The 23,331-nt window shown below is 59.1% G+C and carries 26 protein-coding genes; 14 read left to right on the forward strand and 12 right to left on the reverse strand.

Annotation, left to right across the window (positions count from 1 at the left end):
• Positions 1–26 precede the first annotated feature (26 nt).
• The gene (locus ABLV54_RS10060; RefSeq protein WP_023289216.1) at positions 27–1,433 is read left to right on the forward strand and encodes a cytochrome ubiquinol oxidase subunit I; all 1,407 of its coding nucleotides are present in this window, start codon (positions 27–29) and stop codon (positions 1,431–1,433) included.
• Complete coding sequence (cydB, locus tag ABLV54_RS10065; protein ID WP_348814053.1) at positions 1,430–2,440, forward strand: cytochrome d ubiquinol oxidase subunit II; 1,011 nt, start codon at positions 1,430–1,432, stop codon at positions 2,438–2,440. The genes ABLV54_RS10060 and cydB overlap by 4 nt, the downstream gene beginning before the upstream one ends.
• On the opposite strand, the gene ABLV54_RS10070 is transcribed toward cydB, so the two are convergent.
• Genes ABLV54_RS10070 through ABLV54_RS10080 form a run of 3 tightly spaced genes read right to left on the reverse strand, consistent with a single transcriptional unit; the run spans position 2,434 to position 5,613 of the window.
• A complete protein-coding gene (locus tag ABLV54_RS10070) occupies positions 2,434–3,354 on the reverse strand; it encodes an HlyD family secretion protein (RefSeq protein WP_050533963.1) in 921 nt (306 codons plus the stop codon). The genes cydB and ABLV54_RS10070 overlap by 7 nt on opposite strands.
• Positions 3,351–3,563 (reverse strand): DUF1656 domain-containing protein, encoded by a 213-nt coding sequence (locus ABLV54_RS10075; protein WP_049014926.1) that lies wholly within the window; start codon positions 3,561–3,563, stop codon positions 3,351–3,353. Before ABLV54_RS10075 ends, ABLV54_RS10070 begins: the two co-directional genes overlap by 4 nt.
• Complete coding sequence (locus ABLV54_RS10080) at positions 3,556–5,613, reverse strand: FUSC family protein (RefSeq protein WP_050533962.1); 2,058 nt, start codon at positions 5,611–5,613, stop codon at positions 3,556–3,558. The genes ABLV54_RS10075 and ABLV54_RS10080 overlap by 8 nt, the downstream gene beginning before the upstream one ends.
• Before the next feature lie 77 nt (positions 5,614–5,690).
• Between ABLV54_RS10080 and ABLV54_RS10085 the strand changes: the two genes are divergently transcribed.
• Positions 5,691–6,485 carry a helix-turn-helix transcriptional regulator gene (locus ABLV54_RS10085; RefSeq protein ID WP_032452468.1) on the forward strand — a complete coding sequence of 265 codons (795 nt, stop codon included), beginning with the start codon at positions 5,691–5,693 and terminating at the stop codon, positions 6,483–6,485.
• Positions 6,486–6,544: 59 nt separating this feature from the next.
• Here the strand turns inward: ABLV54_RS10085 and ABLV54_RS10090 are convergent, their stop codons facing one another.
• Positions 6,545–6,742 carry a hypothetical protein gene (locus tag ABLV54_RS10090; RefSeq protein WP_023289222.1) on the reverse strand — a complete coding sequence of 66 codons (198 nt, stop codon included), beginning with the start codon at positions 6,740–6,742 and terminating at the stop codon, positions 6,545–6,547.
• Between the two features lie 568 nt (positions 6,743–7,310).
• Here ABLV54_RS10090 and ABLV54_RS10095 point away from each other — a divergent pair.
• From ABLV54_RS10095 to ABLV54_RS10110, 4 genes are all read left to right on the forward strand, one after another.
• Complete coding sequence (locus tag ABLV54_RS10095; RefSeq protein ID WP_050533961.1) at positions 7,311–7,943, forward strand: helix-turn-helix domain-containing protein; 633 nt, start codon at positions 7,311–7,313, stop codon at positions 7,941–7,943.
• 45 nt (positions 7,944–7,988) lie between these two features.
• Positions 7,989–8,144 carry a hypothetical protein gene (locus ABLV54_RS10100; RefSeq protein WP_048298651.1) on the forward strand — a complete coding sequence of 52 codons (156 nt, stop codon included), beginning with the start codon at positions 7,989–7,991 and terminating at the stop codon, positions 8,142–8,144.
• Positions 8,145–8,572: 428 nt separating this feature from the next.
• Positions 8,573–9,259: an EAL domain-containing protein gene (locus tag ABLV54_RS10105; RefSeq protein WP_050533960.1), complete on the forward strand. Its 687-nt coding sequence runs from the start codon at positions 8,573–8,575 to the stop codon at positions 9,257–9,259.
• Positions 9,260–9,394: 135 nt separating this feature from the next.
• Positions 9,395–9,805 (forward strand): Spy/CpxP family protein refolding chaperone, encoded by a 411-nt coding sequence (locus ABLV54_RS10110; RefSeq protein ID WP_050533959.1) that lies wholly within the window; start codon positions 9,395–9,397, stop codon positions 9,803–9,805.
• 84 nt (positions 9,806–9,889) lie between these two features.
• On the opposite strand, the gene ABLV54_RS10115 is transcribed toward ABLV54_RS10110, so the two are convergent.
• Positions 9,890–11,392 carry a UbiD family decarboxylase gene (locus tag ABLV54_RS10115; RefSeq protein ID WP_348814058.1) on the reverse strand — a complete coding sequence of 501 codons (1,503 nt, stop codon included), beginning with the start codon at positions 11,390–11,392 and terminating at the stop codon, positions 9,890–9,892.
• 119 nt (positions 11,393–11,511) lie between these two features.
• Here ABLV54_RS10115 and ABLV54_RS10120 point away from each other — a divergent pair, with 119 nt between their 5' ends.
• Entirely contained in the window at positions 11,512–12,411 is a 900-nt protein-coding gene (locus tag ABLV54_RS10120) for a LysR substrate-binding domain-containing protein (RefSeq protein ID WP_023289227.1), read from the forward strand.
• Here the strand turns inward: ABLV54_RS10120 and ABLV54_RS10125 are convergent.
• Both ABLV54_RS10125 and ABLV54_RS10130 read right to left on the reverse strand, forming a co-directional pair.
• A complete protein-coding gene (locus ABLV54_RS10125) occupies positions 12,408–14,192 on the reverse strand; it encodes a sensor domain-containing diguanylate cyclase (protein ID WP_348814060.1) in 1,785 nt (594 codons plus the stop codon). The two genes, ABLV54_RS10120 and ABLV54_RS10125, sit on opposite strands and share 4 nt — an antisense overlap.
• 72 nt (positions 14,193–14,264) lie before the next feature.
• A complete protein-coding gene (locus ABLV54_RS10130) occupies positions 14,265–15,473 on the reverse strand; it encodes an HD domain-containing phosphohydrolase (protein WP_023289229.1) in 1,209 nt (402 codons plus the stop codon).
• Positions 15,474–15,776: 303 nt separating this feature from the next.
• Between ABLV54_RS10130 and fraE the strand changes: the two genes are divergently transcribed.
• The 4 genes from fraE to ABLV54_RS10150 all read left to right on the forward strand — a co-directional run bounded on the left by fraE (position 15,777) and on the right by ABLV54_RS10150 (position 19,531).
• A complete protein-coding gene (gene fraE / locus ABLV54_RS10135) occupies positions 15,777–16,820 on the forward strand; it encodes a fructose-asparagine asparaginase (protein ID WP_044522254.1) in 1,044 nt (347 codons plus the stop codon).
• Between the two features lie 674 nt (positions 16,821–17,494).
• Positions 17,495–18,409, forward strand: a complete 915-nt coding sequence (lpxP, locus tag ABLV54_RS10140) for a kdo(2)-lipid IV(A) palmitoleoyltransferase (RefSeq protein WP_044522256.1) — start codon at positions 17,495–17,497, stop codon at positions 18,407–18,409.
• Positions 18,410–18,498: 89 nt separating this feature from the next.
• Positions 18,499–19,137, forward strand: a complete 639-nt coding sequence (leuE, locus tag ABLV54_RS10145; RefSeq protein WP_004203730.1) for a leucine efflux protein LeuE — start codon at positions 18,499–18,501, stop codon at positions 19,135–19,137.
• Between the two features lie 130 nt (positions 19,138–19,267).
• Positions 19,268–19,531 carry a DUF2534 family protein gene (locus ABLV54_RS10150; RefSeq protein ID WP_004203731.1) on the forward strand — a complete coding sequence of 88 codons (264 nt, stop codon included), beginning with the start codon at positions 19,268–19,270 and terminating at the stop codon, positions 19,529–19,531.
• Between the two features lie 59 nt (positions 19,532–19,590).
• On the opposite strand, the gene ABLV54_RS10155 is transcribed toward ABLV54_RS10150, so the two are convergent.
• The 3 genes from ABLV54_RS10155 to ABLV54_RS10165 form a co-directional block, all read right to left on the reverse strand.
• A complete protein-coding gene (locus tag ABLV54_RS10155) occupies positions 19,591–19,716 on the reverse strand; it encodes a hypothetical protein (RefSeq protein ID WP_004203733.1) in 126 nt (41 codons plus the stop codon).
• A gap of 192 nt (positions 19,717–19,908) precedes the next feature.
• A complete protein-coding gene (locus tag ABLV54_RS10160) occupies positions 19,909–20,010 on the reverse strand; it encodes a YoaK family small membrane protein (protein WP_004150782.1) in 102 nt (33 codons plus the stop codon).
• 57 nt (positions 20,011–20,067) lie between these two features.
• A complete protein-coding gene (locus ABLV54_RS10165) occupies positions 20,068–21,081 on the reverse strand; it encodes a sensor domain-containing diguanylate cyclase (RefSeq protein ID WP_017898645.1) in 1,014 nt (337 codons plus the stop codon).
• A gap of 300 nt (positions 21,082–21,381) precedes the next feature.
• Between ABLV54_RS10165 and ABLV54_RS10170 the strand changes: the two genes are divergently transcribed.
• Positions 21,382–21,621 carry a DUF333 domain-containing protein gene (locus ABLV54_RS10170; protein ID WP_023289245.1) on the forward strand — a complete coding sequence of 80 codons (240 nt, stop codon included), beginning with the start codon at positions 21,382–21,384 and terminating at the stop codon, positions 21,619–21,621.
• On the opposite strand, the gene ABLV54_RS10175 is transcribed toward ABLV54_RS10170, so the two are convergent.
• Both ABLV54_RS10175 and ABLV54_RS10180 read right to left on the reverse strand, forming a co-directional pair.
• Complete coding sequence (locus ABLV54_RS10175) at positions 21,611–21,949, reverse strand: DUF488 family protein (protein ID WP_072096655.1); 339 nt, start codon at positions 21,947–21,949, stop codon at positions 21,611–21,613. The genes ABLV54_RS10170 and ABLV54_RS10175 overlap by 11 nt on opposite strands.
• Positions 21,950–21,953: 4 nt before the next feature.
• Positions 21,954–22,463, reverse strand: coding sequence for a DUF523 domain-containing protein (locus tag ABLV54_RS10180; RefSeq protein ID WP_023289247.1), 510 nt, complete (start codon positions 22,461–22,463; stop codon positions 21,954–21,956).
• Positions 22,464–22,608: 145 nt separating this feature from the next.
• Between ABLV54_RS10180 and ABLV54_RS10185 the strand changes: the two genes are divergently transcribed.
• On the forward strand, positions 22,609–23,301 hold the full coding sequence (locus ABLV54_RS10185; protein WP_032452478.1) for a CTP synthase: 693 nt from the start codon (positions 22,609–22,611) through the stop codon (positions 23,299–23,301).
• Positions 23,302–23,331 lie beyond the last annotated feature (30 nt).

A 23,331-nucleotide genomic window follows, 5' to 3' on the forward strand; every position in this document is an offset into this window, starting at 1 on the left:
GCGTTTCATAATGATGGGTGCGGATTATGTTTGAATTTGACGCGTTTCATCTGGCCCGACTGCAATTTGCCTTTACCGTTTCCTTCCATATTCTGTTTCCGGCCATCACCATCGGCCTTGCCAGCTACCTTGTGGTGCTGGAAGGGATGTGGCTGCGAACCCGGGATAACGTCTGGCGCTCGCTCTACAACTTCTGGCTGAAAATTTTCGCCGTCAATTTTGGCATGGGCGTGGTTTCCGGATTAGTCATGTCCTATCAGTTCGGCACCAACTGGAGCGGATTCTCCCAGTTTGCCGGCAGTATTACCGGCCCGCTGCTGCTGTATGAAGTGCTGACCGCCTTCTTCCTCGAAGCGGGATTCCTCGGCGTGATGCTGTTCGGCTGGAGCAAGGTGCCGCCGGCGCTGCATTTTTTTACCACCTGCATGGTAGCCCTTGGCACCCTGGTCTCCACCTTCTGGATCCTCGCCTCCAATAGCTGGATGCAGACGCCGCAGGGTTTTACCCTCGAAAATGGCCACCTTATCCCGCAGGACTGGCTGGCGATTATCTTTAACCCCTCATTCCCGTATCGCTTGTTCCATATGGCGATCGCCGCGTTCCTCAGCAGCGCCATGTTCGTCGGGGCCTCCGCCGCCTGGCATCTGCTGCGCGGCAACGACTCGCCGGCCATCCGCAAAATGCTGTCGATGGCGATGTGGATGGCGCTGCTGGTGGCGCCCATCCAGGCGGTGGTGGGGGATATGCATGGCCTTAACACCCTTGAGCATCAGCCGGCGAAGATTGCGGCGATTGAAGGACACTGGGAAAACCGGCCGGGCGAGGCCACCCCGCTGCTGCTGTTTGGCCTGCCGGATATGGAAGAGGAGCGGACCCGCTATGGCCTGGAGATCCCGGCGCTGGGCAGCCTGATCCTCACCCACAGCCTGCATAAGCAGGTGCCGGCCCTGAAAGATTTCCCGAAAGAGGACCGGCCCTATTCGCCCGCCGTGTTCTGGTCGTTCCGTATCATGGTTGGGATGGGCGTGTTGATGATCGCCTTAGGGATCTGCAGCGCCTGGCTGCGCTATCGGCGGCGGCTGTACCATTCGCGTCCCTTCCAGTGGTTTGCGCTCTGTATGGGGCCCGCCGGTCTTATTGCGCTGGTCGCCGGGTGGGTGACCACCGAGATGGGCCGTCAGCCGTGGGTGATCTACGGTTTGCTGCGCACCCGGGACGCGGTGTCGTTGCACAGTACGCTGCAGATGGCTATCAGCCTGCTGGTGTTTATCGTGGTCTACTGCGCGGTGTTTGGCGTGGGGTATTACTATATCTTCCGGCTTATCAAAAAAGGGCCGCAGCCGGTGACGGAGCTGACCTCGCAAACCGCAGGCACCCCGGCGCGTCCGCTCTCGGCGGCAGAGCCGGTGCGGGATGAGGAGAACGCATCATGAGCATCGATATCTCGGTGATTTGGTTTGTCATCATTGTCTTCGCCACGTTGATGTATATCGTGATGGATGGTTTCGATCTAGGCATCGGGATGCTGTTCAGCGTGGTGCATGACGCCGAAGAGCGCGATGTGATGGTTAACAGCGTGGCGCCCGTCTGGGATGGTAACGAAACCTGGCTGGTGCTCGGCGGGGCAGGGCTATTCGGCGCGTTTCCGCTGGCTTACGCGGTGATCACCGATGCGCTGGTTATCCCGCTGACGGCGATGCTCATCGGCCTGATTTTCCGCGGCGTGGCGTTTGAGTTTCGTTTTAAAGCGATTCCCTCGCATCGCACCTTCTGGGACTATGCCTTCGCCGGCGGCTCGCTGCTGGCGACCTTCAGCCAGGGGATTGTCGTCGGCGCCTTTATCAACGGCTTTGCGGTAGCCGACCGCCGCTTCGCCGGCTCGACGCTGGACTGGCTTACCCCCTTTAACCTGTTCTGCGGTCTGGGGCTGGTGGTGGCCAATCTGCTGTTAGGCACCACCTGGCTCATCATGAAAAGCGAAGGCGCGCTGCAGCAGCGGATGCGCGAGCTGACCCGCAAGGTGCTGCTGGCGCTGATGGTGGTGATCGCGGTGGTCAGCGTCTGGACGCCGTTGGGCTGGCGCTACGTGGCGGAACGCTGGTTTACGCTGCCCAATTTCTTCTGGTTCGTGCCGGTGCCGATCCTGGTGCTGACCCTGAGCCTGTGGATCTGGCGCCTGAGCGCGCGCCCCGCCAGCCACGCTCGTCCCTTTATCCTGACGCTGGGCCTGATATTCCTCGGCTTCAGCGGGCTGGGGATCAGCGTCTGGCCGAACATTATTCCGCCGCACATCTCCCTGTGGGATGCCGCCGCGCCGCCCTCCAGTCAGGTGTTTATGCTGCCGGGGGCGCTGCTGATCATCCCGGTGATCCTGATGTATACCGCCTGGAGCTATTACGTCTTTCGCGGCAAAGTGTCCGGCAGCGAAGGCTATCACTGAGAGGACAGCAAGTCGGCTATTGATGATTGACCGGCGCGCCGCGCCGTCCGGTCAGGGATGACCGAAATGGTCGCGGACAGACCGGCGACCCGTTCCACCCCCGCGGGCAGGGTATCGATATGGATACGCACCGGCACACGCTGCGCCAGCCGCACCCAACTGAACGTTGGCTCGACCTGCGGCAGGCCCAGGGCGCCGGTTTCATCATTGGTATCGCCGATCCCGTGCCCGATGCTCTCCACATGGCCGGTAATAACCGGGTCATAGCCCATCAGCGTGATGTGCGCGGTATCGCCAATGTGGATGTGGCGCAGACGGGTCTCTTCAAAATACCCCACCACCCAGAAGCTCTGACCATCGATAATGGCGACGGTCGTCACCCCGGCGGTGGCATAGTCGCCGGGGCGCAGCCGGAGATGGGTCACGTAGCCGGATACCGGCGCCCGCACGGTGGCATGCGCTACATTCAGCTGCGCCAGCGCCAGTGCCGCCAGCGCGCCCTGGTAGTTAGCGGCCGCGACGCTGGCCGCGCTGTTGGTCTGTTTCAGATCTTCGCTGGAGATGACGCCCTGGATCTGCGCCCGACGTCTGGCGGCATCCTGGCGCATCGCCATCTCCTGGCGTCGGGCTTCCACCTCCGCCTGGGCGCTGCTGACCGCCAGCTTCAGCCAGCGCGGATCGATGGTATAGAGTACCACTCCCCGATTGACCCACTGGTTGTCTTTCACCGCCACGCTGGCCACCGGCCCCGAGACATTGGGGGCGATCTGCACCACGTCGGCCCGCATCCGGCCATCGCGGGTCCAGGGCGTCTGCGCCTCCTGTTTCCAGAAAATGAAAGCCAGTAGCGCGGCGGCGGCGACGGCGCCTAAGGTCAGGGCATAGCGGCCCAGAAGTGTCAGATACAGTGTCATACGGATAACCCCAGCGAGTGAACGCCCTGCAGGAGCAGGAAGAAAAGCGCGATAAAAAGGGACAGTCCCCACAGCGGCCGGCACGGCAGGCGACCCGGGCCGCGGGCGGAGAAGATAAGCGGTTGCAGCAACAGCGTAGCGAGCAGGGCGATAAGGCCGACAATCAGCAGGCCGGGGAAAAATACCCCGCCCAGCGCGAGGTCACGCATGGTTCTGGCTCTCCTCAGGCAGGTGTAAGGCGCAATACAGCGCGATGAGCGCTTCCGCGCGTTCGCGCGAGGCGGCATCGGTCGCCGGTAAAGCCTGGGCCAGCAGCGCATTGACCGGTTGCTCCAGGGCCGTCATGTCCGGCTGCGAGTTCAGCGCGTCCAGGAGCGCTTGCACTGCGTCCGCCGACGCACTGTCCGCCTGCTGATAGCGACGGCGCAGATGGATCACGGCGAGACCGGTACGAATATCGCGCAGCATCTTGTCAAGCAACTGACCGGCTGCCGGTCCGCTCTGCGGCAGGCGGGGCAGCAGTAATGCGGTGCGGTCGATCATCAGGTTGGTCCAGCGGTGGGCATTGTGCGCCAGCCGGCCGCGAGCGGCGCGGCGGATATCGCGCTGGCACAGCGTCAGCAGTCGACGGATAGCGGTTTCCGCCTGCACGGTTTGCAGCAGGCGCATACCAAACGCCGCATAACCGACGGCGATAAACAGCGCGAGCGCGGTATTGATCGCCGTCGCGAAGTCGCCGCGGTAGCTGGCCCCCAGCTCGCACAATATCGGCAGCGTCAGGGTGATGCCCATCGCCATAAAGGTGGTGGCTGGCCGCGCCTGCAGCGAGCCGGCCAGCAGATAGACCGGGGCGAGCACCGCCGCCAGCAGCGCAAATTCGTTCACCTGCGGCAGCAGGACGAAGCTGTAGAGCAGGCTGAACAGCACGCCCCACACGCAGCCGATCAGGTATTTCACCAGATGCGCCGCCGGCGCGTCGAAGCTGGCGAACAGGCTACAGCAGACCCCGAGGATCGAGACCGCGGTGCCGCCATCGGGCCAGGCGGATCCTATCCAGATCAGGCAGCCGCTAAGGATGATGACGAAGGCGCCGAAGGAAGTCCGCAGGGCGCTGAGCGGGTCGCGATGGAAAACATAACCCTTCGCCGCGCCGGCGTCGGGGGGCAGGGCAGGCGACTGCCGACGATAAACCGCCACCGCCAGCCGCTCGCTCTCCTGCAGGAGGCGGATGGCTTCCGCCAGATGGCGCGCCAGGCTGAGCCGCAGCGCCTCGTCCATGGTCTGCGCGTCAGCAGCGTACCGGACGATGAGCCGCTCGCAGCGGGAGAGAAGTCCGTCTGCCGAGGGCGCCGACCTGGCGGCTTGCGGGCCTGTTAGCCAGGCCTCTGCCTCCGCCAGCAGCGCCTGCAGGTCGTCAGGTGGCGGCCCGCTCCGCTGTAAACGGTCATATAATTCGCCATTGACGATCAACAGTCGCGCCAGCCGGTCGTGGATCGCTTTTCTCGCCTGGCGGTGAGGGACAGACAGGCCGTCATCCCAGGGCAGGTGGTGGTTGATGCCCTGGAGAAACTGCAGGCTCAGCGCCAGCCGCAGCGTTTCCGCCGCCACCGGCTTGCCTGCCAGCGTATCGGCGATCCGCTGCCGAGCGGTTGCCAGCGTCTGTGCCAGCGTGCTGTTAAACCGCCCGGCGATGCGCACCGGCAGCACGAAGCGATGGATCAGGCCGGCGCATAAGATACCGATGGCGATCTCTTCCACCCGGGTGACGGCGAGATCAAAGATCGTCCCGGGCGCGGAGACGGCGGGAAAGCCAATCAGGCTCGCGGTGTAACCCGCCAGCAGGAAGGCGTACCCGCGCGGCATGCGTTCAAGCAGGGACAGGCAGAGGCTACCCGCGATCCACAGGGCCAGCACGACGCTGCACAGGATCGGCTGGTTAACGAACGTGGGCACGATGATTACGGTGGCCGCCGCGCCGACGACGGTCCCGACCAGCCGATAGACGCTACGGCTCAACGAGGCGCCCGCCGAGGTCTGCGAGACGATATAGACGGTGATGATGGCCCAGGAAGGCCGCTGCAGACCGATGGAGAGCGCGAGATAGTAAGCCAGCATCGCCGCGGAGAAACTCTTCGCGGCATAGATCACCGCCTGGCCATCGCTGCGCAGCGCGGCTGAGGGTGTTTGCGGCATGAAACGGCGCGCGACGGCGCCTGCGGCCTGCAGCCAGCGGGCCTGACGAAAGAGGATGATGTTCATGCCGCCGATTATTGCCGGCTTGCGCTTGCGGAGAAATACTCTATTCTGTCAAAAAATACCTGAATATTGCCAACCGTATGCCATCACCCTTTGCCAATACGCTGTACGATCCGGACGCGTCTTCCTGCCCGGCCGTCGCGCGTCATCTTGATTTTGTCGAGTATGAAGCCGAAGTGCCGGTGCATAGCCATCGCAAAGGACAACTGATTATCGTGCTGTATGGCGCGGTGCGTTGTCGGGCGGAAAATAACCTGTGGATCGTGCCGCCTCGCTGCGCGGTATGGATCCCGGGCGGTATTGCCCACAGTGTGACCGCCACCTGGAACGCGCGCCTCAACTACCTGTTTATTGAACCCGGGGCGGCGGCGCTGCCCGACAGCTGCTGCGCGCTGGCGCTCTCTTCCCTGATCCATGAGCTGGTGGGGCGGCTCACCCGCGAAGGGGCGGACTACGCGGCGGATAGCCATGCCGGGAGACTGACCCGGGTGACCCTTGACGAGCTGGCGACCATGCCGGCGCAGCGCCTGAATCTACCCGTCTCAGCACACCCCAAAATACGCGCCATGGCCGACAGGCTGGTGAGTCATCCTGACGATCGCAGTACCCTGCCGGTGTGGGCGAAACGTCTGGCGCTGAGTGAACGCTCCCTGGCGCGCCTGATGCGGCGGGAGACCGGCCTCACCTTCGGACGCTGGCGCCAGCAGCTGCATCTGATTATTGCCCTGCAGGAGCTGGCCAGCGGCGTTTCGGTACAAAACGTGGCGGCTAAGCTGGGGTATGAGTCGGTGAATGCTTTCATTACCCTGTTTAAAAAAACGATGGGGACGACGCCGGCGCACTATTTTGCCGAACGGCAGACCGGCACTCGTTAAGAAAAAGGGACGGGCGACGACCGCTGGCCTGACGCCCGCCAGAGAGGGCGGGCAGGGGCTTAGGCTTTCGGCGACTTGATCTTAATAATAAATCGCTCATTCAGCCGGGTGATCCTCGCGCCAATGTCGCCAAACTCGGTGGCGATTTTAAAAAAATCGTCCGCGGCGACGTCGAAATCGAGTTCAATTTTCTGATGTTGTCCTGTCGCCAGTAATTCATAGAAATGGTCAAGGCTGCGGGCTTTTTCGCTGGGCATCGTATTTCTCCATGGTCAACCAATCAGCAGGGCGTTTATGACTTATCGCGCTTTCCGGATTATTCAGCAGAATGGCAATGGGGCCTGATATAAGATTATGCAATGACAGTAAGAGTGGGGTAGGGCGATATTATTCCGTGTTGTTAAACCGTGCGGTCGCGCGTTTGCCGGCGATACCATGACGGCAGGAACAATCCTGAGGCGTCGGCTGATGATAGACATTGTTTGATGACAATTTGATGTCAGTAAAATGAACCTGCAAGGGCTCGGGATTTCATATCGCTAAATAATTTTTATTCTGTGGCTGTTAAGGTAGTTCTTAACTACTTTATGGTGATGGGGCTTTATATTTTATGGCCAACGGCGAGGGAACAACGATGCAATTACTTGATTTATTCGCAGGCTTATTGTGGTTAAGCAGCGTTATTTTCCTGCTGTTTGTTCTTGATGTGGTCATCACCCGTTATCTTTATCGTAAATAACCGACAGCGGCGACGGCGCTCGGCGTAGGGTACAGCGCCGGAGGATGATAGTATAACGCCGGGACTGATTCAGGAAGGAATGCGCGGTGGCCGGGAGAGTTGATTACGATATTGAAAAATACCAGTTTACCGAAGCCGGTGAAACGTCGCGGCTGCGGGAGCAGTGGCGCGAAGTCTATCAGGAGTGCCGTCAGATGCAGGCCGGGGCAGAGGAGCGCCTGCGCATTGCGTTACTGAACGTCGACTATGTCACCAGCTTCGAGCTGCCTTTTCGCCTGCTGCTGGTGCGCGCGCCGCAGCTGATCGCCGACGTCCGCGAGACGCTGCAGCTCAGCCGTAAAGCCGCCGTGTTCAACGGCAAACGTTACGGCTGCGTCTACAGTTTGAGGCAGGATTTACAGGCTGTACCGGAGAGCTTTCATTACCACCTGACAAACCGCATTCGTCGCGTCGAAGCGACGGGCCTGACGGCGGCGCCGTACCAGCAGATCGCCCGGGAGATTAAACCTGCCCGGGATCGACTCCGCCAGGCATTAATCGCCGGCCTGCCGGTTACCGCGCTTGATGCCCTGTTCTGGTTCGGCAGTCAGCGGGTGGCGGCGGACATTGCCCAATTGCGCCGGTCCGGGATGGCTATTGTCACTGAGGAGGTGGAGGTCAGCGACAATCTGTTCAATACCACCCGGCGGGTACCGGTTTATCGTCTGACCAGCGCGTGAGCGGGTCTCGCTTCGCCCAGCCGCTGCCTCTGCAGGCAGTCGACCATTGCGCCATCAAACCAGACGCACAGCCCTCTGGCGGCATGCCGCGGAGCCGGTTCCCGCCACGCGCTGACGCTGAGCATGATCAGCATCAGCGCCAGCGGAACCACGTATATTCTTTTCACTTCCCTTTTCCCGCTTCGCCTTTTCTGCCAGTAAGGTAGCGGGAAAATATGACGTTTCGTTGACCCGGCTGCCTGATTTATCGCCCGCAGAAGGCATGGCCGGCGGGGCGTGCCGGGTGATGCGTTATTCATCTTCGGCATAACAATATGACAAAAACTGGCGGCTTGTTTTTTTCGTTTTTATTACACCATGCTTTTTATCCTGCAGGGAAAAAGCATGAAGTCGCCATGCCTGGCGGCGGGGTTATCTTGTAACTGGCTGGTTTGAAACGATATTTTAATTGTGATTTACGCGGGTCTGACAGCGGGGGCAAATTTATATTAATTCACTTTACCGATCAATAAATTATATCTTGATAGTTTTTAGCTATCGAATGTTTCTTATCGATCATTTTAAACTATTTTTGTTAGCGGGAAATATATGACATGCTTTAACCCTTTCTTATTTCTGGTATTTTTTAAATGGTTAAAGAAAACGTGAAAAATACCTCTTATCGCTTCGTTCTGGAGCCCGCTATTAGCGATGGTGGCGGCTACCACTCGTGGGAATTGCTCACTAAAGACATTATAGCACCCGCACAAAATAACACCTCAGCGCCCACGTTTTCTTTCTCCACGCTCACCGAAAGCGATAAGCTTGCACTATTTACCCGACAAATCGAGTTGCTTTCCGTATTTGATTTTTCCCAGGTCGATAATAAGCCGATCTCTCTGAATATTGATGATTTATTAAGCCATTTTATTCTGACCGACCGCTATCTCTGTGATTTTCTGCGCTCCTGTAAATACATTGCTCTGGAAATAAATGAGAATTTTCATGAATTTATCGCCGGCCGTGAACTGACGGCGCTGAGCACGCTGGCGGCGCTTTGCCCGGTCTGGCTGGATGACTTTGGTCGCGGACGAACGACGTTCCGGCTGCTGGAGCGATTTCGCTTTGATTGCGTCAAAGTGGATAAAGACTATTTCTGGGACAAAGAAAACGATCCCGCTTTGCCCGGGCTGTTACAGGCTATTCATACCCTGACCGGGCATGTGATTGTGGAGGGGATCGAAACCGAAAAGCAAAAACGGCTCATCACTGCGGCCGGGGATATCATTGGTCAGGGCCGTTACTGGAAGGATGAATATATCTTTCTTTGCTGCTGAGCCCCCGCCGGGGCCAGGTTTCGGTTACCTGCCATTCTTTTCTTATCCAGTTTTAAACGAATGCTTTGTTACAGATAGTCTTTATTCCCGCGATGATAATCCAGTCTCTTTTACTTGCCTGAAGGATAACTCATTGTGAATACACGCTTGCGTAACACCCTGATCGCCATTGCGCTGACCACCTGCTTCACCGCCGCCAGCCAGGCGTCGACCTCAGCTGACGTGCCGTCTGTCTCGCAGGACCCGGTCGTCCAGCACCTGAAGCTGAGTGAGGATCAGATTGCCAAAATTCAGGCGCTGCGTCAGGGCTTCGAAAACAGTGTGAGCCAGATTAAAATCAGCGGCTATCAGGACGGCGCCCTGGCCGACGTGATTCACTCCGGGAAATGGGATGAAGCCAAAGTCAAACAGCAGCTGGCTGCCTTTAGCCAACTGGATCAGCAGGTGCGCTATTATCGCGTGAAATACTACTTCGATGTCAGCCAGGTGCTGACCGCCGAGCAGCGTGAGCAGGTGAAAAAAGACCTCGCCGCGGCGATCAACTAACCCGCCTTCGCCATCCGCTCCGGATGGCGCTGAATCGGGCGACAGACGCCGCGTGTCCGGCGCCTGTCGCCCCGCTTGACTGACTTACTGACCGTGGCCGTTTTCCAGACGGGCAAAATACTCCGGGGCAAACGGACGCGGGTCGACATCGGCAAACGGCGCACGCTCAAAGTGCGCTTTCAGCGCCCAGGGAACCGTACAGTCAAAAATCGTTTTGCAGCTGATACCTTCCCCGCGGATCGACGGACTGTATTCCGGCGTCTGGGAAGGATCGAGCTGGTGACCGCGGATACCGGGGAGGGTGGTGATGCTGACATCCCCCTGCATGCGGGTGGTCATCGCCCACAGGATATCGTCGCTGTCAAAGATATCGACATCCTCATCAACCAGAATGATGTTTTTCAGTTCGGAATAGGTCGCCTGCGCCAGCAGCGCAGCCTGTCCCTGACGTCCTTCGTCGGCGGGCTGACGTTTTTTCACCTGCAGGATCCCCAGAAATTTACCGCCGCCCGCGGTGTGGGCGTAGACGTTTTGTAAAAAGCCCGGGATGGCGGCCTCGACGGCATTCCAGATACTGGCTTCGGTCGGCAGCCCGGCGAGGGTGGTATGTTCTTCCCCCGGTCCCACCAGCGTCTGCAGGATGGCATTGTGCCGCATGGTTACCGCTTTGACTTTGATCACCGGCAGCGACGGGTTGGCGCCGCCGCAGTAGCCGGGAAATTCCGGCATCGCGTGGCCGCTGTTGGTGTGTTGATCTTCTCTGACGCGCACGCCGGGCAGCAGTTCGCCTTCAATGACGATCTCGGCCCGGGCGATGGCTTTCTCCGGGACGCTGACGCCCTGCACCAGCTCCACCGGGCGCTGACGCAGCGCGCCGGCGACGCCCAGTTCGTTATAGCCAAACGGCGTGGTAGGGGCTTCGAAGCAGGCGCCAATATAGATGGCCGGATCGAGACCCATATTGATGGTTATCGGCAGCGGTTTGCCGGCAGCCTCGGCTTTCTGGCGAAACACTTCGATATGGCGGCCGGCGGCAAGAAACATCGACAGCTCATCCCGGCCCTGCACGCACAAGCGGTGGATGGTGACGTCGGTGAGCGAGGCGTCGTCAGGATCGCTGGCCAGCGCCAGGCCCAGGCAGAAGAAGGGGCCGGCGTCGATCGGGGTGTTGGTGGGCGCCGGGAGCAGGGTGCGCAAATCAAAGTCCGGATCGTCGGCCAGAAAAACCTGCTCCTGACAGGGGGCGCTGCCGGCCGGAACCACCACCGGCGCGACCGGTGTTTTCACCGCTTTACCCACCTCCAGCGCCAGCTGCGAAGCTTCGCAGCCCAGCAGCAGCGCCGCCCGCTGGCGGCTGGCGTGCATGCCCACCAGAATGCGCGAATGCGGATAGCCTTTAATATTGTTAAACATCATCGCCGGGCCAATGCGGGTGGGGCGCTTCACGGTGCCGCCGGCGCCGATATGACGATAGACGCCGGCCAGCTCGGCGTTAGGGTCCACCGGATGATTGGTTTCGAGGTATTGATTGTCATGCTGTTGCAGCAGTGCGATGGCGTCGCGCAGATCCTGAATCGGTGCGGTCATGATGTTCTCCTTAGCGTGTCGATGCGCACAGTATGCTTCGCAGGCTAATGGTTATCAATTGCATCATTCATGCGTTATTGATAAGATTTTTATTATCAATAAAACCCTGGAGTCCGGCCATGTCCTTGCGAGCGTTACGCCATTTTGTGGTCGTTGCCGAAGAGTTACATATGCACCGGGCGGCGGAGCGGTTACATATCGCCCAGCCCGCCCTCAGCCAGCAGATTAAACAGCTCGAGCAGCGTCTGGGGGTGGTGCTCTTCTCCCGCGCCAACCGCCGTCTGACCCTGACCGCCGCGGGCGAGGCCTTTTGGCAGAAGACGCGGCTGGCGCTGGAGATGGTCGACCAGGCGGCACTGGACGCCCAGCGCACCGCGCGGGGCGAGCAGGGAAGGTTGCATCTGGGGTATGTCTCCAGCGCGATGTACGACAGTAAACTGCCGGGGCTGCTGCGCGAGCTGCGCGCCGACTGGCCGGGGATTGAGCTGTCGCTGGTGCATGGCGATGTGCAAATGCTCTACGAAGCGCTGCTGGATCTGCGCCTGGATATCGCCATCATCCGGGCGCCGCTGGCCTCGCCGCCGGAGGCGTTGGTGGTCAGGCCGTTTGTGCGGGAAAAGCTCTGCCTGGCGCTCTATCAACAGCATCCGCTGGCGGGCGTGGGGGCGCTCAATCTGGCCTCATTGCGCGCGGATAACTGGATCTCGCTTGACGATCCGCAGGGCACCGGGCTGGAGCAGGTGTTTATTGACGCCTGCCGCGTCGCGGGCTTTACGCCGCAGGTGGCGCAGCGGATTAACGACGTCACCTCGATGATTAGCCTGGTCTCCGCCGGGGTCGGGGTGGCCCTGGTTCCGGTCTCGGCGCGGGCCTTACGCCTCGATAACGTGGTGTATATCGATCTTCAGGACCGGCTGGCGGAGAGTGAGCTGAGCATGGTTTACCACCGCCATATCCGTTCGGCGGTGGTGCGGAAAGTTATCTCGCTGCTCAATGCGACCGAGCAATCACCCGGTTAGCTGGTCTTCAGGCGGCCAAAGCTGACAATCCTTGAGCGGCCCAGCTCTTTCGCCCGGTACAGCGCGGCGTCCGCCGCGCGCAGCAGGCTGTCGCTTTGGGTATGCTGCGGGTAGCTGGCGATGCCAATCGACACATCCACCTGGCCTATCTCGGTCAGACCATCTCGCAGCGTCATCGCGTGCACCTGGGTATAGATCTCGCTGGCGCACTGGTGCGCCTCGGCTTCGTCAAGGCCGGGGAGCAGCACCAGAAACTCTTCGCCGCCGTAGCGGAAAGCCGTGCCGATATCGCGCACCGCGCGCTGCACGATGGTGGCGACGCTCTTAATCACCAGATCGCCGGCCTCGTGGCCGTAGCGGTCATTGATGGCTTTAAAATGATCGATGTCGATCATCAGACAGCTCAGCGGGGTGTGGGTATGGACCGCCAGCGCCATCTGTGAATGCAGCGCTTCGTCCAGATGATGGCGATTACGCAGGCCGGTCAGGGAATCGAACAGCGCTTTTTCCAGCAGGGCGCTGCGTAAGCGCTGATTGGCCAGCGCCAGGCCCAGCGCTTCCGCCATCAGCTCAAGGTAGGCCCGGGAAGGAGCGTCACTGGCGGTAACGTTCTGAAAGGTCAGCAGCCCGATGGCTTCGCCCTGGGCGATGAGCGGTACGCAGAGCGACTGGCCGGCATACGCCTCCGGCAGATGATAGCAGGTGATATCGGGTTCGCCCTGCACCGGCGGATGGCTGAGTCCCCGACGTATCGCCCAACAGTCGTCGGGTGAAAAGGACGTCGTCTCCCCGGCGGGCGCCAGCCACTGCGCCACGCAGCGCATCTGCCAGGGATCGGTATCGAGAATATACAGTTTCCCGGGGATCGTCGGGGCGATATTCGGCGCAAACAGTTCCGCCACCTTAATCACATCCTCAATGGTTTCACAGCCCTGCAGACGCTGGGTCATGCGCGCCAGCAGTTCGCGGATCGCCCAGTCAGCGTCGCGCTGCTGCTCCAGCTGCTGGCGGGCCAGGCCGTTCTCGCGAAAAATGCGGATGGCCTGGGCCATATCGCCAATCTCATCCACCTGAGTAAACTGCGGCGTCTCCACCGCATAGTCCTGGGAGGCGAGACGCTGCACCACGTCGCTCAGGCGAACCACCGGGTAGAGCACCCGCCGCTTGAGAATAAAGCCGAGGACGAACAAAAACATCAGCGCGGTCAGGCCGACCATGATTTCCGACAGGGTGCGCCAGATCCGCGAGCGTTCGGTGGCCTGGTCAATGGCGACGGCGGCGCGATTTTCGAGCATCTGGCGGAAGCGATCGATCTGCGTCTGCATGCGTTCCAGCTCGGTCTCGTATGCATTGCCGTACAGCACGGCGATGGCCGCTGGCGCATCGCCGTGGGCGACATGCGTCAGGGCGGCCTGTTGTTCATCCTGCAGTTCAGCGGCAATCTGCAGGCCATCGTGCAGCAGCGCCAGCTCCTCGCGGCTGGCGCCGTTATCTTTCAATCTGGCCAGCCGCAGCTCAATGCTTTTGTCGGTCCGCTGCAGCTGCTGGTACTGCTCCAGCGTCTCCGGCGAGGGCTTAACCACGTATAGCCGGGCGAGGTCAGACAGCGCCCAGGCGTCGTTTTCCACCTCGTCGGAGAGGGTATCAAAGACCTGGCGCTGCTGTACCGCCTGGCGTTCGACGCGGTCGGCGCTGGAGGCCATGAGCATGGCGCTCCCGGATGCCAGCGTCAGGCCGACGGTGATCCCGTAGGCCCAGTTGGTGATGGTGGCGATTCTCACCCTGTGTTTCCTTGCATGCAGATGAAGCTGTTTTAATTATAGAACCCGTCCCCGTCACGACGGCGGTCCGCTTCAGGGACGGTGCTCGCTGCGGGGGTGTTCGAGGGTCTGAAGAATGATGGCGTGTAGCGTTTCCGCATGGTGGCGCAAAACGAGAAAGACATCGCGATCCAGAGCGCCATTTATAACATCCGTTTCCATAATCTGTAAGGCCTCCTGCCAGGCCATCCCTTTACGATAAGGGCGATCTTCGGTCAGGGCGGTGAAAATATCGGCGATGGAGATAATGCGGTCGGCGAGGGTCAGGTGATCCTTTTCGAGATGCAGAGGGTAGCCGCTGCCGTCCAGTTTTTCATGATGATTCGAGGCCCAGTTGATAATGTCGCCAAGCTCGCTGTAGTCGCTAAGGAGATCCCCGGTCATGTAGCTGTGCTCGCGTACCTGGCTCAGCTCGTCGTCATCCAGCTCCCCCTCTTTTTCCAGAATAGAAAGAGGGATATAAACCTTACCAATGTCGTGCAGATAGCCGGCAACCTGTATTTGCTGGCAGATGGGCTCCGGCAGCTGCATCCAGTGGGCAAGCTGGCGGGCGATTTCCCCCACCATAATACTGTGGCTGGCGGTAAAGCTGCTGTAGGTGTCGACAATTTTGGCAATCAGCAGGCAGACATCTTTCAGACCGTCAATATCCAGATACAGCGTGTTGATGGGGGCAATAATTTCCAGCAGCCGTTGAATATGCCCGGGATGCAGGTGCTGCCAGAAGCTCGCATTTTCAGCGACCTCGCACAGGGTATCGCAGAGTAACGGATCGATCTCCCGGTGCAGGGTGACGAACTGCTCCACCACTGCCCGCGTGGGCCAGGCGGTCACGCGGCTATCCGCCGGCAGCAGCCGTTCAAAGGCATCGGCGAAATAGACAATATGCTGTTCGCGGCTGCCGCGGTGCTCCGGGCTAAAGTGGTGGTCGCGAATAAAGGGGACGATGGGCCGGAAGGTTGCTAACCCCTCGAGCATCGCCGCCCCCTGGCGCTGATGCGGATCGTGGATATTATCGATAGCATCCAGCGAATGAATGGTGCGTCTATCACCCAGTACGCCGATATCGTGCAGCAGCGCGGCGCAAAAGATGGTCTGCTGCCGCTCGGCAGGCAAGCCCAGCCTTTGCGCCAGTGTCAGGGCGATTAAGGCCGTTCGTTGCATATGCCGGTGCAGATCAGGGTTAATGATCTGAATGACGTTGGTGGTCAGCATCAGGGCCGACTTCAGGGCAATACGCATTTCTGTTCTCCGTTCGCGTCACCCGGCGGGCATAAATGACCTCGGGGGTGACGGAAGTGTCGATAATCTGATCCCAATGCGTGTTGTGTGTTGCTGAAAGGGTAAAAACTCATAATGTATGGGTTCATGGCGCTTGCCCGGTTCAGATCCAGTCATGCACCAGATTTGGGCGATGTTGATGCGAGAACCTTATTATTGTCTGATAGTTAACCATTTACCCCCCGTAAAAGATATCAATTCTGGCAAGCCCTTTGCATTAAGCAAGCGTAAGTTTGATTAATGTCTATGAAGGGAGTGACTTGTATGAATTTTAGAGCATTACTTGCCATTGCGTTACTGACGATGAGCAGCCTGGCGTTTAGCGAGACGCGCTTACCGCATATTGTCATTTTAGCCACCGGTGGGACGATTGCCGGCTCGGCGGCCAGCAATACCCAGACGACGGGCTATAAAGCCGGGGCAATTGGCGTGCAGACGCTGATTAACGCCGTGCCGGAAATAAGTAAAATCGCCCACGTCGAAGGTGAGCAGGTGGCGAATATCGGCAGTGAGAATATGACCAGCGATATTATTCTGCAGCTCTCGAAGCGGGTGAATGCGTTATTAGCCCGGGATGATGTCGATGGCGTGGTGATCACTCATGGCACCGACACCCTCGATGAAACCCCTTATTTCCTCAATCTGACGGTGAAAAGCAATAAACCGGTGGTCTTTACCGCCGCGATGCGTCCGGCGACGGCGATCAGCGCCGACGGGCCGATGAACCTGCTGGAAGCCGTCACCGTCGCCGCCGACCCGGATGCCCGTGGGCGCGGGGTCATGGTGGTGCTTAACGACCGCATCGGCGCGGCGCGCTTCGTCACCAAAACCAATGCCACCTCGCTGGATACTTTCCGGGCGCCGGAGGAGGGTTATCTTGGCGTCGTGGTGGGGGGAAAACCCCAGTTTGAAACGCGGGTGGATAAAATTCATACCCTGCGCTCGGTCTTCGATGTGCGTCAGCTGAAGGCTCTGCCGAAAGTGGTGATCATCTATGGTTACCAGGACGACCCGGAGTATATGTACGATGCGGCGATCGCCCATCATGCCGACGGTATTATTTACGCCGGCACGGGGGCGGGTTCTGTATCGGTACGTAGCGCCGCTGGTATTAAAAAAGCGCAGCAGGCGGGTATCGTGGTGGTGCGCGCCTCCCGCACCGGCAGCGGCGTGGTGCCCCCGGACGACAGCCAGCCAGGGCTGGTGGCCGATTCCCTCAACCCGGCGAAAGCGCGTATTCTGCTGATGACGGCGCTGACGCAGACGAAAAATCCGCAGCTGATCCAGCAATACTTCCACACCTATTGATCCTCTACGGCCAGGGCGTGGTTCGCGCCCTGGCCGCGTTGTTCTCTCAATCACCCGACGCGAGTGCAAACCGGCGGCGGATCATTGTCCGTCATTCACCCCCGCCTGTTTTTATGCGCGAGGCGTAAAGAAATATTTTTTTAGCAGCCGGCGAGGGCGCCATTAAAATGCCTCCGCAGGAAAAGACGAGTATTTTTAAAGCAGGCTTAAATAAGCCTATTCTTAATTATTGTCTTAAGGCGAATTTAATCTTCCTTATGCTGATAGATTAAACATGATACATTCCACGGCGCGCGCGCTTTAATTATCACGCCCACAAATGACGACGCGACGCGATGCGCCACGCCGCTGGCCGCGCGGCTTAGCGGACGACATCTCCCCGCAGGCAGGGCGCCCCCGATGAAGAATTCGGTTTTTTCTGCTAGTAACGCGGATGATTAGCGTGAAAATGATATACATGATGAATATATTAAAAGGGTCGCAAGATTTAAGTTTACATTTAGTAACATTTGTGCCGCAATTATGTTTTTTTGTCAGCACGCAGTTTTTTACTTGCCGGAAGGAATTTCGCCGGATTAGTATTGTCGAACTTGCTGTACGTACCGCCTAATGATGATAAATGGACTCTGTTTTCCTTAAGCGTTACCACATAATTAATGTTTACAGGAAAAATCATGGCCTGCGTATTTCATAAACAACTTTTACACCCGCGCAACTGGCTGACCTGGTTCGGGCTCGGCATTCTCTGGTTGATCGTGCAACTGCCTTATCCGCTGCTGCATTTTATCGGCACCAGCGCGGGTCGTCTTTCCCGACGCTTTCTCAAACGCCGCGAACATATCGCCCGGCGCAATATTGAGCTCTGCTTCCCGGAGATGTCGCCGGCGGCGCGCGAGACCCTCATCGATCAAAACTTTATGTCGCTGGGAATGGGACTGATCGAAACCGGCATGGCCTGGTTCTGGAGCGATGAGCGGGTTAAAAAATGGTTTGATGTCGAGGGCTTTGCCAACCTTAATCATGCGCTTAGCGGCGGGAAAGGGGTGATGGTCGTCGGCATACACTTTATGTCGCTGGAGCTGGGCGGGCGCGCCATGGGGCTGTGTCGTCCAATGATGGCCACCTATCGTCCGCACAACAGTCCGCTGATGGAGTGGGTGCAAACCCGCGGTCGCCTGCGCTCGAACAAAGCGATGATCGATCGCAACAACCTGACCGGCCTGGTACATGCCTTAAAATCAGGCGAAGCGGTCTGGTTTGCTCCGGACCAGGATTACGGCCCCAAGGGCAGCGTGTTTGCGCCGTTTTTCTCCGTCCCGCAGGCGGCTACCACCAACGGCACCTATGTGCTTTCCCGTTTATCGGGGGCGAAAATGCTGAGCATCAGCATGGTGCGCAAGCTGGATCGCCAGGGCTACAGCCTGCACATTAGCGAAGTGATGAATGACTATCCGGGTGAGGATAAGCAGATCGCCGCCGGCTATATCAACAAGGTGATTGAGCGCGAGATCCTGCGCGCCCCCGAGCAGTATCTGTGGGTGCATCGCCGTTTTAAAACCCGCCCGCTGGGTGAACCCTCCGTCTATTAACCTTCCCGCACAGGCTGCGCTTTCAAAATCCCGACAGTTGGGGTAACGTGAGCCGGATCATGTTTTAGTCGTGCGCGAAGGAGTGCAGAGTGTTCGCTGAGTTTGGTGTTCTGAATTATTTGACCTACCTGGTCGGGGCGGTGTTTATCATCCTCGTCCCTGGCCCTAATACGTTTTTTGTGCTGAAGACGGGCATTGCCCACGGCGTGAAGAAAGGCTATCTGGCGGCGGCGGGCGTCTTTATTGGCGACGCGGTGCTGATGTTTCTGGCCTTTGCCGGCGTGGCGACGCTGATTAAGACCACGCCGGTGCTGTTTAACGTCGTCCGTTACCTCGGAGCGATTTACCTGCTGTGGCTGGGGGGCAAAATGCTCTATGCGGTGCTGACCCAGCGTGACGGCCAGGCCGACGCCAGCGCAGAGCCGGCGAGCGCAATCCTCAAGCGCTCCCTGACACTGAGCCTGACCAACCCGAAAGCGATTCTGTTTTATGTGTCGTTTTTCGTGCAGTTTATCGACGTCAACGCCAAAGCACCCGGGGTGGCGTTCTTTATTCTGGCGCTGACCCTCGAGGTGATAAGCTTCTGCTATATGAGCTTTTTGATCCTCTCCGGCTCGTTTGTCACCCGCTACGTCAAAACCCGCAAGAAGCTGGCCAAACTTGGCAACAGCCTGATTGGCCTGGTTTTCGTTGGGTTCGCCGCGCGCCTGGCTACCCTGCAGTCCTGATCCCCACGGGCCGGTTACCCACAGACCGGCCCGCCGCCTCTTATTCTGCCCTGTAACAAAAACCCTTCATTTTTTATTGCATTGGTGTTACATATACAGCCGTTTATCGCTCAGCAAAAAGGAAGCCCGGATGATTCTGCAAAAACTCCTCAGCAATAAAAACTGCAAAAAATACTGTCTGTCGCTCGCGGCGGTGTTTGCTATCGCGCTGGCGGTGGTGGGACGGGCGACCTTTGGCGGCGTGGTGAGCGAGTACAATATGCCGTACTCGGAGTGGACGACGTCCATGTTCTTCCTGCAGGGGGCGATGGTGACGGTTTACAGCATCGTCTTTACCGCGCTCTTCGCTATTCCGCTCGGCTTTATTTTCCTCGGCGACGAGCGTCAGGATTAAGCGTCAATGGGCGAACCAAAGTTCGCCCTGTTTTATCGGCTCATCAACAGCGTGAAGCATTAATCATCGTCATGATAGTGATGATGGTGGTGATGGCGATGGTGGTGATAGCCATCGTCAACAATGCATCCCGATAACAGCGTGCACAGCGCAATAATCAACGGTAACACGATCGGTTTTTTCATCCTTACTTCTCCCGCTATTTTTCTTTCCCCGGGGCCGAGAATGCCGCGGCGGATAACGTGAGTGTAAAGCGTTAACTTATTGATGGGATAGGACAACTCCGCAATATCGCCGCGGCGATCACCACCAGCCGAACTGGGCGCCGGCCACCGCCACGATGGCGACAACCAGCATAATAATGGTGCTTTTTTTCATTATGCTCCGCCCGGCGCCGCATAGCCGCCGACAAAAAACCAGCCGAGAAAGACGACGGCGATGATAAAGATCGCCACCGGGAAAAGAATACCCAATTTCATGATAGTGTCCCTGTACCCACGAATGATGCCCAGCATGATACTGGATATCGCGTGACTTTAGTCAATATGAATAAAATTCTCCTGCCGGCGAGACTTCTTATCCTGATACATCGCCTCATCGGCAGCGCGTAAGGCCGCTTCAACATCGATACTCTGCGGATCGCAGATGACCACCCCGAAGCTGGCGCCCTCATAGTTGATACGCTGTTCGCCGAGGAAGTAGACGCCGCACAGGGCCTGGCGCAGGGTGGTGACATACGCCTGCTGCGCCGCGGGCGGCTGGGCGCTACCGACGATCAAAAACTCATCGCCGCCAAGGCGGCCAACGATATCTTCCCGGCGCGCGACGGCGGTGAGTCGTTCGCCGACCTGCACCAGAAAGCTGTCGCCGCACGGATGGCCGAACCGATCGTTAATGGCTTTGAAACCGTCGAGATCGATAAAAATGAGCGCGACCTGTTGCTGCTGAGCGCGGGCGGAGGCAAAGCGTAGCGCCAGCTGCTTAAACAGCGCGCGGCGATTAGGGAGCTGGGTGAGCTCATCGGTCGACGAGTGCAGCTCCAGCGCGACGTTTGCCGCCTGCAGCTGTTGCACCAGGGTGTCTTTTTCCACGTAGTGGGAAATGAGCTTCGCGAACAGGCCCATGACCTGTTCACCTTCAAGGTTATAAGGCTGTTGTTGCCGGCTGGTGGCGCAGAGGGTGCCGAACAGAGAGCCGTCGGCCAGGCGCACAGGAATGCTTAAAAAGGTGGCGATCCCCAGCTCCTGGGCGGCGATGCAGGAGTGCCAGCGACGGGCGACGTCATTGCTAAACGTACACTGATCCTCAAGGGCGCGTTTGCACAGAGATTCATCCCAGGGGACGGAAAATCCTTCCGGGATCTGCATTTCGCTGCTGTTGTGGGCGAACATGATCTGCTGCCGCTGGGCGTTGATATCGATGCGGGTAAGGTAGGTGGACTCCATTCGCGTCACCGCCTCCAGCATCTCCAGCAGCTGGCGCACCAGGGTTTCCAGGGACTGTTCCGTAGCGAGGGTTTGCGACACCCGGGCAAGAATAAAATCTGACATGAATAATACAGCTCCAGCACGCCAAACGTCACCCCAGCATATTGGGCTGCAAACGGACATCAGCGTCGAGTAAACAGTGATATTTTTAAATTTATCACATCTGTCTGGGGAATACTTGTCGACACGGCGGGAAAAAAGCCCCGTCGGGGGCGACGGGGAAAAACTCATTGATTATGGAATGATCTGTTCTCTGGTCAGTTCGAGAACAGGGGCTACTCTACGGGGGAAAAGTGCAGGCAAGATGGAGAAAACGTGGAGATTCAGGCTAAAATCCCCGGGAATTGAAGAAAGGGAGAAAAGATGAAAAAGTTACTGGCTATTTTGCCCCTGGCGCTGGCCGGCTGCGCCCAGCCGCAGCCCACCGCGCCGACGAAAACCATCGGCATGGCCAATCCCGCGTCGGTCTACTGCCAGCAATCCGGCGGCACCCGGGTGCCGGTGCAAACGCCGCAGGGCGTCAGCACCCAGTGCAAGCTGCCCAGCGGCGAAACCCTCGATGAGTGGGCGCTATGGCGCCGGGACCATCCGGCTAAATCGTAACCGGCAGGGCCGCCAGCCAGGCGGCCAGCACCCGGGCATGATTCTGCTCGGTGTTCTTCGCGGCGTACAGCAGCGTCAGCGGCTGGCGCTGCGCCAGCGCCGCCAGCCGCAGGCCCGTTTCGCGATGTGCGTCGAGCTCCTGACGATAGCGCTGGCTGAAGTGGTCGAAATCGATCGCCTCGCCGTGAAAGGCTTTCCGCAGCTCAGCGGACGGCGTTAACTCTTTACACCACTCATCGCAGGCCAGCGCCTCTTTTTTAATCCCCCGCGGCCAGAGACGGTCGACCAGCACCCGATAGCCGTCGCTGCTTTCCTGTGGATCGTACACCCGTTTACATTGAATCATCATCCTGCTCCCTCTGTGCCATCCAGGCGAGCAACTGCGGGATCTGCCCGTCGGAAAATACCGTGATGCCGTGAGCGCGCAGCAGGTCGGCGGCCACGCCGGCGCCCGCTTTGCGCCGCCCGCGAAAGGAACCGTCATAGATAAACTGACTGCCGCAGGTGGGGCTGCCGTCGGTGAGTAATGCCGCCTGACATCCCGCTTCCCGGGCGGCGCTGAGCGCCAGCCAGGCGGCCAGCTGATAATGTCCCGTGACGTCGCGGCCGTCGCTTTCCACGATCCGCGCCCGTCCGGCAAGCACATCGCCGCCGGCGCCGCCGAGGATCTCCGCCGGCAGGCGGGGCGTCGGCAGACCGGCCGCCAGCTCCGGGCAGTGGATCACCAGACGATCCGCCTGCTGCCAGCGGGACAGCGTCGCCGCCAGCTGCGCTTTCTCGCTACCGTTATATCGCACCTGGAATCCCATCAGGCAGGCGCTGACCAAAAGCTTACTTTTCATCCTTTCTCCCTTTTGCGCTTGCTCCAGTATACCTCACCCGCCGGCCACGGCGGTGGGGTGAAAATAAGGATTGTGTTCCGCGGAGGGGATCGCTATCCTGACGTTCCTTGTGCTGCTCGTCTCGTCCAGACATAAGGAACCTGCTATGAAAACCCCTTTACGCCTCGCCCTCGTCGGCGATTATCACCCCGATATTGTTGCCCATCAGGCCATTCCCCTGGCGATAGACGATGCTGCCGCCGTGCTGGAGCAGCCGGTGAAATATGACTGGCTCGCCACCCCGTCGATCGCCTCCGGCGACGCGCTGGCGGAGTACGATGCCGTCTGGGTCGTTCCCGGCAGCCCGTATCGTCACCCGGAAGGCGCGTTTGCCGCTATCCGCTATGCCCGTGAAAACAGCATTCCTTTCCTCGGCACCTGCGGCGGCTTTCAGCATGCGGTGATTGAATACGCCCGTAACGTGCTCGGCTGGCAGGACGCGGGTCATGCGGAAACCGACAGCGAAGGGCGGATGGTGATCGCTCCCCTCAGCTGCTCGCTGGTGGAGACTTCTGCCGTCGTCGAGCTGCGGGCGAATACGCTGATTGCCCGCGCCTATGGTCGGGAGAGCATTGAAGAGGGCTACCACTGCCGCTACGGGGTGGACAGCGCGTTTGCCGCGGAGCTGGAGCAGGGCGATCTGCGCGTCACCGGCTGGGATGAAGAGGGCGAGATCCGCGCCGTCGAGCTGGTGACGCACCCGTTTTTTGTCGCCACCTTGTTTCAACATGAACGCCACGCGCTGGACGGGCGTCCTGCGCCGCTGGTGCAGGCGTTGCTGCGCGCCGCGGCACAATAACCCTACCGGCAGCGGGCGCTGCCGGTCATC

Source organism: Klebsiella sp. JB_Kp042 (genome assembly GCF_040065275.1).
Taxonomy (GTDB): domain Bacteria; phylum Pseudomonadota; class Gammaproteobacteria; order Enterobacterales; family Enterobacteriaceae; genus Klebsiella; species Klebsiella quasipneumoniae.